6 protein-coding genes are annotated in these 13,340 nt (G+C 24.9%); all 6 read left to right on the forward strand.

Going from position 1 to position 13,340, the window contains the following annotated elements:
• The first annotated feature begins 45 nt into the window (after positions 1 to 45).
• The 6 genes from G3997_RS01565 (at position 46) to folK (ending at position 13,076) form a co-directional block, all read left to right on the forward strand.
• A complete protein-coding gene (locus G3997_RS01565) occupies positions 46 to 1,938 on the forward strand; it encodes a hypothetical protein (RefSeq protein WP_296647015.1) in 1,893 nt (630 codons plus the stop codon).
• Complete coding sequence (locus G3997_RS01570) at positions 1,938 to 4,148, forward strand: ATP-dependent helicase (protein WP_296647020.1); 2,211 nt, start codon at positions 1,938 to 1,940, stop codon at positions 4,146 to 4,148. Before G3997_RS01565 ends, G3997_RS01570 begins: the two co-directional genes overlap by 1 nt.
• 21 nt (positions 4,149 to 4,169) lie before the next feature.
• Positions 4,170 to 4,952 (forward strand): PD-(D/E)XK nuclease family protein, encoded by a 783-nt coding sequence (locus G3997_RS01575; RefSeq protein WP_296647023.1) that lies wholly within the window; start codon positions 4,170 to 4,172, stop codon positions 4,950 to 4,952.
• Positions 4,942 to 8,385: a helicase-exonuclease AddAB subunit AddB gene (gene addB / locus G3997_RS01580; protein ID WP_296647026.1), complete on the forward strand. Its 3,444-nt coding sequence runs from the start codon at positions 4,942 to 4,944 to the stop codon at positions 8,383 to 8,385. The genes G3997_RS01575 and addB overlap by 11 nt, the downstream gene beginning before the upstream one ends.
• Complete coding sequence (gene addA, locus G3997_RS01585) at positions 8,385 to 12,152, forward strand: helicase-exonuclease AddAB subunit AddA (protein WP_296647031.1); 3,768 nt, start codon at positions 8,385 to 8,387, stop codon at positions 12,150 to 12,152. The genes addB and addA overlap by 1 nt, the downstream gene beginning before the upstream one ends.
• Positions 12,153 to 12,257: 105 nt before the next feature.
• On the forward strand, positions 12,258 to 13,076 hold the full coding sequence (gene folK / locus G3997_RS01590) for a 2-amino-4-hydroxy-6-hydroxymethyldihydropteridine diphosphokinase (RefSeq protein WP_296647035.1): 819 nt from the start codon (positions 12,258 to 12,260) through the stop codon (positions 13,074 to 13,076).
• The last annotated feature ends 264 nt before the right edge of the window (positions 13,077 to 13,340 follow it).

Below are 13,340 nucleotides of genomic sequence, written 5' to 3' on the forward strand. Positions count from 1 at the left end.
AATATGATATAATTACAATATGATAATAAATAATAGAGGTGTTTAATGATACATTTATTTAAAGAAAATTCAAATAAAATTAAAGAAAAGAACATTATTGATTTATATAAAAAATTATTGTGTGAAGTTAATAATAGATCTGAAAGTATAATTCTTATAGTTCCAAATAGCACAACAAAATTAAGATATGAAAGAGAACTAGATATAGAAATTAGTGAATCATTGAATATAACTACATATATTGGATTTATAAAAAGGGAAATAATAAAGTTTTGGCCTTTAATTACTGAAAAATGCGATCAAATTAAAAATAAATCTATATTACCTACATTTATTTCAAGTAGTCTTTCAGAATATATAATAATAAATAAAGTAAATGAAGAAAGAAATGCTAATGGATATTTTCAAGATATTACTGCGACAAATAGAAGTATTTCAAATAGCATAAATAACAATATAAACAAAGCAGCATTAGCTTTAATAGATTTTCAATCTATAGGAGAAAAAATTTATTTATCTAAGAAAAATAGAGATAATTTAATGAGATTTTCTTATAGTCAGATGGATGAAATAGTAGATTACTATATAAGTAGATTATTAGAAAATTCTATGTTAGACAATTCACTAGCTATATATTTATATAACAACTATTTATTAAATGATGATAGATATAAAAATTATTTAAGTAAAAAGTTTAAATATCTTATAATAGATAGTCTAGAAAATAGTAGTAATGCTGAGGTTGATTTCATAAATCTATTATCAAATTATACTATGGATACATATATTTATTTTAATGAAAAAAAGGATTATTCAGTATTTAATAATATAGATATAGACTATATTTATGAAAATATAATAGATAAAATTAAAGATAGTAATGAAAATGTAAGTAGAAATAATACAGAACTATCAGATATTTATTTATTACCTAGTAAAGTTATTTTAAATGAGTCTAGTCAATTATATAATGAAATGATTGATGAGGTTGCAAAGAGAGTTATAGAGCTTGTAGCTAAGAGTGTAAAATTAAATGAAATAGCTATTATATCTCCAATAAATAATACTATATTAGACTATCAAATTAAAAAGATTTTAAATGATAATAAAATAAGTGTATTTAATACAAAAAAACATAATAAGATAGTAGATTATCCATATTCAAATGCCCTAGTAGTTGCAGCATGCATATTTTATGGGTGTGAAGAGTACATAAAGGAAGATGAATATATAAGTTTTATAGAAATATTATTTGATGTAAATAGAATAAAAGCATATAAAATCTATAGAAATAGAGAAGAAAATATAGAGTATAAAGCTTTAAAAGAATATATATTATCTAAAAAAAGTGAAAATCTGAAAACTAGTGAGTTTTTAATAAAGTTCTATATAGATAAAATGTTAAATCTTAAAGATGGAATAGATAATGTAGATACTTGCAAAAACATAATTTATGAAAGTGAAGCATTTATAGAAAATATAAAAGTATTAGGACTTAATAAAGAAAACAATGAAGGTAAAATATTTATAGAAGTACTTAAGAGTACTATAAATGATTATTATAGAGTATCAGATATTATGGACTTAAAAAACTCAGATAATATTATTATTACTACCCCATACTCATATCTATCGTAYWGTATAGACAGGCCTATACAAATTTGGGTAGATATAGGAAGTAATGCTTGGAATATGAAAATAGAAAAGGATATAAGTAACTTTATAGTACTTAGAAAGTCATTCAAAGAAAATCGAATATATACAAATGATATGGAAGAATACTATAAAAAGTATTATTTATATAATATGATATATAATTTACTTTTAGATGCAAAAGAAGTATATGCATATAAAAGTGAATACAGCGTAAATGGATATATACAAGAAAGTATACTATATAGTATATTATTGAAATTAGTATCTAAGGGAGAGATGTAATGAATAATATAAATTATAGAGAAGACCAAATACCTATTATATCTTATGAAAAAGGTACAATGGCAGTTCCTGCAGTACCAGGAGCAGGAAAAACATTTATAGTTACAAATTTAGTTGCTAAGTTATTATGTGAAAATAAGCATAAGGGCGGAAAGATACTTATTTTAACTTATATGAACAGTGCAGTAAATAATTTTAAAGGAAGAATAAAAAAAATATTACAAGAGAATGAAATAAAAGAAGAAAATTCATATGAAGTTATGACGATACATAGTTTAGCAGTAAAAATAATAAAGGAAAAACCAGAAATAGTTATGTTAAGTGAAGAATTTAATATAGCTGATGATTTACAAAAAAATATAATATTAAATGAATGTATAAGTAATTTTAAACAAAATGGTGGTCAAAGAGCATTTTTATGGTTTTTAAAAGATCAAAAAGACAATGAGTGGAAAGATAGAATGATAGATGCTTGGGAGAATGGATTTTATGACCTTATAGGAAATGCTATAGGAGAATTAAAATATAATGATGTTTCACCATTAGATTTAGAGAATATAATAGATAGTGATTATAGAGGAATATTAAAAATAATATTACCTATATATAAAGAATATGATAGAAAATTAAAGCAATATGGGCTTTTAGATTATGATGATATATTGATATTAGCTCATAGGGCATTAACTTTAGATGAAAATTTAAGAAATAAATTCCAATCTAGGTATAAATATATATTTGAAGATGAATGCCAAGATTCAAATGAAATACAAGGAAAAATAATAAAGCTAATATCTAAAGAAAATAATAATTTAGTAAGAGTAGGAGATGTAAACCAAAGTATAACTGGAACATTTTCATCATCAGATCCAAAATACTTTAAGGAATTCATAAAAGATGCTGACAACTGTTTTAGAATGGATATGTCTAATAGAAGTTCTAAAGATATTATTGATTTAGCAAATAGACTTGTTAAATATGTTACATCAGAGTTTAACCAAATTGAATGCAGAGAAGCTTTAGAAGATATGGATATAAAGACCGTTCCAGATAATAGAGGATATAAAGAAAATCCAAAGCCTAAACTTTATAGTATAAATACAAAAAAATATACTACTTGGAAAGAAGAAATTGAAAAAACAGTACTATATGCTAAAAATATAAATAAAAAATATCCTGATAAAAGTATAGGTATATTAGTTCCATATAATGATCAAATCACCCAAGTAGCAAGAGTATTAACTGACAATAACTTAGAGTTTGAAGAGCTAGGACCTAACGCTTTAAATAAAAGAAAAATGTTAACAAATATATCATATATAATAGACTTTATATTAAATTGTGATGATATAGAAAAACTTATAATAGCTTTAGATAAAGTATTTATACATACAGATAATGAGTTAGGTAAATTAGATTTTTTAGAATTAATAAAAAAATATTCAACAGAAGAACTTATATATAATGAATACAAGGAATCATTAATAATAGATAAAGATAGTGATGTATATCAAGGATATATAAAAGGTATAAGTGCCATTAAAGAAATACTTGAATATCCTATAACAAGACTAGACTTATTAATATTATTTATTGGAGAAAAGTTAGAATTAGAAAAAGAAGATAGAGCCGTTATTGACTATGTATCCTTCTATATAAAATACTTATCACTAGAAAATATAAATATGTCACTTATAGATGTTTATGAAATAATATCTAATACAAAAAATAAAGTATTTAATTATATCATAGATGTAGTATATGAAATGAGTGGATATGAACCAGAACCTGGAAGCATAACAGTATGTAACTATCATAAATCAAAAGGCTTAGAGTGGGATTGTGTATTTTTATTAGGACTTGTAGAGTACAACTTCCCTGATAATACTAAACAAAAATTTCAAAGTGATAGATGGTATTTAAAAGATAGATATAAAAATCCTATAGCTATAGTTAAATCAGAAATAGATAAAATTTTAAATAAAAGCTGTGATATAGATTATATGCATCAAAGTAGAATAGATGTAATAAATGAAAAGATAAGATTATTATATGTTGGAATAACAAGAGCTAAAGAAATGCTAATATTATCTTGTAGTTCATATAAGGATGAAATTGATATAGGAAAGAAAAATAAACAACAAAAACCATCAATATATATAAATGAATTAGACAAGCATATACAACAAAGACGAAGTATAAAAGCTTAAAATAAAGAGAGGTTATAAGTTTTGAATAATAAACTAAAATATTTTATCTATAGTCAAAATTCAATTAATACTTATAAATCATGTCCTAAAAAGTTTAAATATAAGTATATAGATAAAATAAATTGGAAGTATGATGATATAGAAAGTAGAGAATATTACGATAGTTTAAAAGTAGGAAGTGAATTTCATTTATTATGTGAAAGATATTTTAGTAATATACCAATGGGTATAAATGAAAATACTAATCCTAAATTTAAAGTATGGATAGAAAAAATAAAAAATTTATTTCCTATGAATGATGAAGATAGTAAAATATATCTTCCAGAATATGAAGTAAGACTAAATTTAGATGGAAATATAATAACTGCAAAGTACGATTTAATAATTATTGATAAAGATAATATAGAAATATGGGACTGGAAAACGGAGAATGTAAAATTAGAATATAAAAATGTAAGTAATAGAATTCAAACTATAATTTATATGTTATTAGCAAAAGAAGTAGTTTGTAAAATATTTAATTTAAATATAAAATACGAAAATATAAAAATGAAATACTATCAACCACAATATGATAATAAGCCAATAGAAATTTTATATAGCGAAGAAAAGCATAAAGCTAATATAGATAATATATCTAGATATATAGATATGATAAAAAATACAAATTATAAAGAAGATGATAATTATAAGTATGAACTTATTAAAAATGATAAGCATTGTAAATATTGCGAATTTAATAAGTTATGTAATAAGCAAGATGTAAATTATAGCATATTTGAGGAGGACGGATATGAGTGTTAAGTTCATAGTTGGTAGAGGTGGAAGCGGAAAAACTACCTATATGCTAGAAGAAATAAGAGAAAGAGTTCAAGATAACGAAACATCTCCTGTAATTCTTTTAGTTCCAGAACAATATACATTTGAAATGGAAAAAAGAATGAGTAAATTATTCATAGGAGATAAAAAGGATAAATATTTAAGAGCTAGAGTATTAAGTTTTAAAACTATGAGCGATGTAGTTTTTTCTAAAGTAGGAGGGTTAACAGATGTTAACATAAACTCTAGTGGTAAAGCAATGATAACTTATAAAGCTATAGAAAGTGCTAGTAATGATCTTCAGATATTTTCAAAATCAGCATCTCAACCTGGATTTGTTAACTCAATATCTGAAGTTATAAGTGAAATGAAACAATATAATATAAGTTATCAAAAACTAGAAGAGATATCACAAGAAGTTGATAATGAAACTTTAAAATTAAAATTAAATGATTTAAGTAAGATATATAAATCATTTGAAGAAAAATTACATGAAAATTATGTAGATTCTCAAGATATATTAAATTCATTAGCTCAAAAGATAGATAGTTGTGATTATTTTAAAGATGCTTATATATACATAGATGAATTTACTGGATTTACACCAAATCAGTACAGGGTATTAAGAACTATATTTAATAAAGCTAAAGAAGTAAATATATCCTTAACTGTAGATAATCCTTCAGTATTAACTTATAACAAAAGTGATGCTTTTTCTAGAACTAAATTTACATATGGAAAAATAATTAAGCTTTGCAATGAAGAAGGTATAAAATTATTGCCTTCTATAGACTTGAATAAAGAAATATTACCTAGATTTAAAAATAGTGAGGAATTACAACATCTAGAAAGAAACTATAATTCTTATCCATATAAAGTGTATGAAGGAGAAACTAAAAATATACATATAAAAGAATTTAATAATTTGTATTCTGAAGTAGAAGAAGTTGCAAAAGAAATAGTAGAGTTAGTAAGAGATAAGGGAATAAGATATAGAGATATAACTGTTGCTACTAGAGATTTAAATAAATATGATTTTTTAGTTCATTCTATATTTAATGAATATAAAATACCTAACTTTATAGATAAAAAAAGAGAAGCGAAAGCAAATCCAATAATAGTTCTTATTATATCTGCTCTTGAAATGAAAAATAGAAGATATAGTTATGAAACTATGTTTAGATATCTAAAAAGTGGTCTTATAGGTATAAGTAAAGATGATATAAGCTTACTTGAAAATTATGTACTAGCTAACGGAATAAAGGGTAAGAAATGGTTTGAAGATAAGTGGGAATATAGACTATACCATAATATAATATCTGATGAAAATGATTATGAAGTCGAAGTAAGGGAAAGAGTAAATGAAATAAAAAATAAGGTACTAAGACCTATAATATCATTACAAGAAAAGTTAAGTGGTAAAAATAAGGTAAGAGATATATGTAGATATGTATATGAATTTCTAATAGATATAGATATGCAAACTACTATAGAAAATTTAATATCTAATTTTAAAGATAAGGGAGAACTGGATATAGCAAATCAATACTCTCAAGTATTTAATATAGTGGTAGAAATTCTTGATCAAATGGTAGAAATAATGGGAGATGAAAATATATCATTAGATAAGTTTGTAAAATTAATAAGCTTAGGATTTGATGAATATGAATTAGGATTAGTTCCCCCAAGTATAGATCAAGTACTTGTAAGTAGTGTAGATAGAATGAAAAATTCTGATACAAAATATCTTTATTTAATAGGTACAAATGATGGAATATTCCCATTGATAGCTAAAGATAATGGTTTATTAAGTGATAATGATAGAGAAAGTCTAGGAAAAAATGGAGTGGAAGTAGATATAGATAGTAAAACAAGAACATTTGAAGAACAGTTCTTAGTTTATAAAGCACTAACTTCTACTAGTGAAAATTTAATAATAACTTATCCTATAGCAGATCATGAAGGCAAAACTTTAAGACCATCTGTTATAATATCTAGATTAAAAAAGTTATTCCCTAATATAGATAATAAAAGTTACTTAATAGAAGAACATAATAATTCAGATGAAGATGCTTTAAACAAAATAAGTACTAAAGCACCAACATTTAATGAGCTTATAAATAAAATAAAAGAGTTTGATGATAGCAAAGAAATTAATGATATTTGGTTAGATGTATATAGATATTATATGAATAATGAAGAGTATAAAGAAATAGCTAAGAAAGTTATAACTGGCTTAACATATACAAATCAAGTTCAAAAAGTTGAAGAAGAAAAAATAAAGAAATTATATGATAATAAAGCACTTAGTGTTTCAAGACTTGAAACATATGCAAGATGTCCATTTGCTTATTTTATGCAATATGGATTAAAAGCAAAGGAAAGGAAAGAATACTCATTTACAGCTCCAGACTTAGGGACATTTATACACAATATATTAGACACATTCTCTAAGAATATGGAAAAAGATAATCTAACTTGGAGAAATATAAATGAAGATTATATAATAGAACAAGTATCAAGAATAGTTGAAAACATAGTATCAAAAATTCCTGGATATATATTAGAGAGTTCTTCAAGATATAGATACTTAGCATATAGATTAAAAAATATGTTAATATCAGCAATAACTATAATAAGTGAACAAATAAAGCAAGGATCATTTGAACCTAGTGATTACGAAGTTGACTTTGGAGTATATGGAAAATATCCACCTATAAAAATAGTACTAACTAGTGGAGAAGAAATAAATTTAAGAGGCCAAATTGATAGAATAGATGAATTTAAAAATGAAGAAGGAAAATATATAAGAATAATTGACTATAAATCTAGTAAGAGAGATTTAAGCTTAACTGATATATATCATGGATTACAACTTCAACTGTTAGTTTATCTAGATGCAATATTAGAAAGTGATGCTGGATTAAAACCTGCTGGAATACTATATTCATCAATCGATGACCCTATAGCTAAATTTGATGAAAATAAAGAAGACGATGAAATCAGAACAGAAATACTTAAAAAGTTAAAAATGCAAGGACTACTTATAAAAGATTCTAATATAATCAAAGAAATGGACAAATCTCTTGCTAATGGAGAAAAAGCTACTTCCTTAATTATACCTGCTAGTTTAAATAAAGATGGTAGCTTAGGTAAAAATACAAAAGGTGTAAGTATTGAAGAATTTGAAGTAATAAGAAAATATGTAAAAGAAACTATAAAAGATATATGTGAAGATATGTTTGATGGAAATATAAGTATATCACCTTATAAAAATAAAGATAAAAATTCATGTGAATTCTGTGAATACTCATCAATTTGTCAATTTGATAGTAGCTTAAAAGATAATAAATATAAGATAATAAATAAAAAAAGTGATGATGAGATAATAAGAATGATGAAGGGAGAGATAAAGTAATGAGTTCTCCTAAATGGACAAAAGAACAACAAGCAGTTATAGATAGTAGAAATTCAAATTTATTAGTAGCAGCTGCTGCAGGTTCAGGTAAGACCGCAGTATTAGTTGAACGTATAATACAAATGATAACGGATAGAGAAAATCCAATTGATATAGATAAATTATTAGTAGTTACATTTACAAACGCAGCAGCATCTGAAATGAGAGAAAGAATAGGTGATGCTATAGGGAAGGCATTAGATAAAGATCCAGAAAATCGTCATTTACAAAATCAGTTAGTTCTTTTAAATAAAGCTAGTATAACAACGATACATTCATTTTGTTTAGAGGTTATAAAATCAAACTTCCACAAAATAAATCTAGATCCAAACTTTAGAATAGGCGATACAACGGAGTGTACACTATTAAAGCAAGAAGCTATAGAAGAAGTATTTGAAGAGTTGTACGTGGAACAAAATGAAGGATTTTTAAATTTAGTAGAAAGTTATGCAGAAAAAAGAGGAGATAGTAACTTACAAGAAATAATTTTAGGAATATATAACTTTTCTATGGCATCACCAGATCCTAGAGAATGGTTAAAATATTCAGCGGAGCAATTTAATATAGATGATGATTTTGATTTTTCAAAGTCTATATGGGCAAATTCAATACTTGATACAGTATATATGGAAGTAGAAGGTATTGAATCTAGTATGAGAAAGTCATTAGAAGAACTTAAAGGTATAGAAGAATTAGAAACATATTTAGTAAAGTTTAGAAGTGACTATCAAACTATAAAAAGTATATTAGAAGCTTGTGATGCTGACAATGAAAACTCATGGAATGATACATTTAAAGCTATGTCTTTAGCAGAATTTGAAAACTATGTAAAAGGAGTAAAGAAGGTTCCAAAGGATGCTCCAGAATATATAACTGAAATTAAAAAAAGAGCTGATAATATAAGAAAAAATGCTAAGAAAACTATACAAGACATGGTTTCTTCAGTATTTAGAAAAGAAAATGATGATATAAAAGAAGAAATTAAATATTTATATAAAATAGTAAAATCAATATCAGAAACTGTGCTTAAGTTTGAAGAGGCTTATAGTAATAAAAAGAGAGATAAAGGAATTATAGACTTTAATGATATTGAGCATTTTGCTTTAAAAATACTTATTCAAAAAGATGAAGATGGTAATGATATTCCATCAGATATAGCTTTATCTTACAGAGATAAATTCTATGAAATATTTATAGATGAGTATCAAGATAGTAACTTTGTACAAGAAGTACTTTTAAGTAATATTGCTAAAATAAAAACTCCAAATAGATTTATGGTTGGAGATGTAAAGCAAAGTATATATAGATTTAGACAAGCTAAACCTGAAATATTTTTAGAAAAATATAGAGATTATGATACAGAAAAGGGTACATTAAACAGAAAAATAATGCTTTATAAAAACTTTAGAAGTAGAGAAGAAGTTGTAAACTGTGCCAATTATATATTTGAAAATACTATGAGTAAACAAATTGGGGATATTGATTATACAGAAGATGAAAGACTTAACTTAGGTGCAATTTTCAAAGAAAATGAAAATGAAAATGCTATAGTCGGAGGACCATCAGAAATACACTTAATACAAACTAAGCAAGTTATAAATGATTCAAAAGATGATAAAGAAAAAGAATCTGATGAGGATGAAGAAGAAATAGATAATATCCAAATCGAAGCTAGAATGGTTGGTAAAATAATAAAAGAAATGATGCATCCAAGGGAAGATGGCAAAATACAAATGGTTTATGATAAACATTTAGATGATTATAGAGCAGTAGAATTTAAAGATATAGTAATATTACTTAGAGCTACATCTGCTTGGGCGCCTGTATTTGCTGATGAACTTATGGATATGGATATACCAACTTATGCTGATATAGGTGTAGGATATTTTGACACTATCGAAATTAAAACTATAATGAGTTTACTACAGGTTATAGACAATCCTATGCAAGATATACCTATTTTAGCAGTACTTAAGTCACCTATATGTGGATTTAAACCAGAAGAGCTTATTGATATAAGAGTTGAGGATGAGAAAAGAACTTTTTATGAAGCATTAGAAAACTACAGTCACCAAGATAATGAACTTGCACATAAATGTTTAGAATTTTTAAAGAGGCTAGACGATTATAAAGAAAAATCATTATATATGAGTACAGATGAGTTTTTATGGTATCTGTATACTCAAACTGGATATTTTGCTTATGTTGGAGCATTACCAGGTGGTTCTCAAAGACAAGCAAACTTAAAAATATTATTTGAAAGAGCAAAACAATTTGAAGAAACAAGCTTTAAAGGTATATTTAACTTTATAAACTTTATAAGTAAGTTAAAAAGGTCAAATACAGATATGGGCAGTGCTAAAACTCTTGGAGAAAATGCAAATGTAGTTAGAATAATGAGTATACATAAAAGTAAAGGACTAGAATTCCCTGTAGTTATATGTTCGGGTATGGGGAAAAACTTTAATAACCAAGATTTTAGAAAAAGTATACTATATCATCATGAGTTAGGGTATGGACCAGAACTAGTAGATTATAAAAGAAAGATATCATACCCAAGTATAGCTAAAGAAGCCTTAAAAAGTAGAATAAACATAGAAAATTTATCGGAAGAAATGAGAGTTTTATATGTTGCATTTACTAGACCTAAAGAAAAATTAATTATAACTGGATCATCTAGAGATATAAATAAAAGTATAAGTTCTTGGTCAAATGGAATTGACTCTAATCAACCAATATCTAAATATAAAATTTTGAAAGGTAAAAGCTATCTAGACTGGATAATGCCTTCAGTTTTAAAGCATAAAGATTTAGAAAATATTAGAGATATTGTTGAAGTAGAATTAGATAATATAGATAATCATCCTTCTAAATGGCAAACTAAAATTTGGTACAAAGAAGATATAACTCTTGAAAATAAAGAAGATGAAGAACATAAAAGTGTAAGAGAAACTTTGGAAAATTTAGATATAGATAGTCCACAGACTTCTTATTATGATGAAATAAAAGAAAAATTAGACTATAAATATAAGTACGAAGTTTCTACAACAAAACCTGCAAGTATATCTGTAACAGAAATTAAAAAGATACAAAATTCTTATGAAGAAGAATTAACACAAGATATATTCAATAATAAAATCTTACTTAAAAAACCTTTATTTATGCAAGAAGAAACTGAAGATAAAATTACAGGAGCAGAAAAAGGAAGTATAGTACATTTAATTATGGAACTTTTAGATTTTAATAAAATAAGTACAGTGGAAGAAATAAAAGAACAGATAAATGATTTTATAAAGAAAAGTATTATAACAGAAAAACAATCAACTGCTATAAATCCATATAAAATATATAAGTTCTTTAAATCAAATATTGGACAAAGAATGTTAAAATCTAATTTTGTAAAACGAGAACAAGCAATATATGCTCAAATAAAGCTTAAAGATGTATATATATATGAAGATTTAATAGATGAAGAAAATTCAAAGTTTTATGATGATGAAAGTATAATGCTAAGAGGTATTATAGATGCATATTTTGAAGAAGATGAAAAAATAGTAATAGTTGATTATAAAACTGATTTTGTAACAGATGAAAATAAAGAAGAAGTAATAAATAGATATAAAAAGCAATTAGATTTATATGCAGATGTTATAAAAAACCTTACAGGTAAAGAGGTTAAAGAAAAATATATATATTTATTTGGTATTGATGAAGGTATATCTATATAAAGCATTTTAGGAGATATACAGAAATTAGCCAATAATAAATGAAATATAGAAAATCATATATTGATATATTACTATTATAGTATATACACCTAAGGGGGATTTTTAATGGATAAGATATATATAAAAGATTTAGAAATATTTGCGTTTCATGGTGCAATACCTGAAGAAAAAGTTTTAGGACAAAAATTTGTATTAAGTTTTGAGTTAGATGTAGACCTTCGTCAAGCTGGTAAAACTGATGACTTAACAAAAACAGTACACTACGGAGAGTTAGCTCAAAAAGTGGAAGAAGAATTTACAAAAACATCTTATGATTTAATAGAAAAAGCAGCAGAAGAAATATGTGAATTCGTACTTCTTAATTATCCTTTAGTAAAAAAAGTTAAATTATTACTAGTAAAGCCATGGGCTCCAACTAGAAAACATGTGGAACATGTAGCAGTTGAACTTGAAAGAAAATGGAGTAGAGTTTATATAGCTGCAGGAGCTAATTTAGGTGATAAAGAAGAAACTTTAAAAGAAGCTATAGCTAAAATAGATGAAAGAAAAGATTGTATAGTTACAAAAGTATCTAATTTTTATACTACTGATCCAGTAGGATATGAAAATCAAGATAAGTTTGTAAACTGTGTATTTGAAATTAATACATTACAAACACCAAGTGAGCTAATGGATACTTTATTAAGTATTGAAGCTGAATTTAAAAGAGAGAGAATAATAAGATGGGGACCAAGAACCTTAGATTTAGATATTATATTCTATGATGATATAATTTCTTATGACGAGCATATACTAATACCTCATCCAAGAGCACATGAAAGACAATTTGTTATGAAACCTATGTGTGATATAAATCCATATTTTATACATCCAGTATATAGAAAAAGAGTAATGGATATATCTAGTGAATTAGGTGATTTATAATAAAGCTTATATTAGATACATAAGCAAATATATGTATTAATGCTATATATACAAAGTGTTATATGATAAAAAAATACGAGTATTATTAATAAAAATCGTTAATAATGCTCGTATTTTTTATATTTTTAATATAATTAAAAATTAYWRMMYRTTKMTYAAAGTGGTAACGAGGATATATCGTTGGCGATATGAAATGTTTCGCCGATACATCGCTCAAGCGTAGCGAATTTTAAGTTTGTATAAATTAAAAAATAAAAAGTAGCT

It is taken from the genome of Romboutsia sp. 13368 (genome assembly GCF_018336475.1).
Lineage (GTDB): Bacteria > Bacillota > Clostridia > Peptostreptococcales > Peptostreptococcaceae > Romboutsia.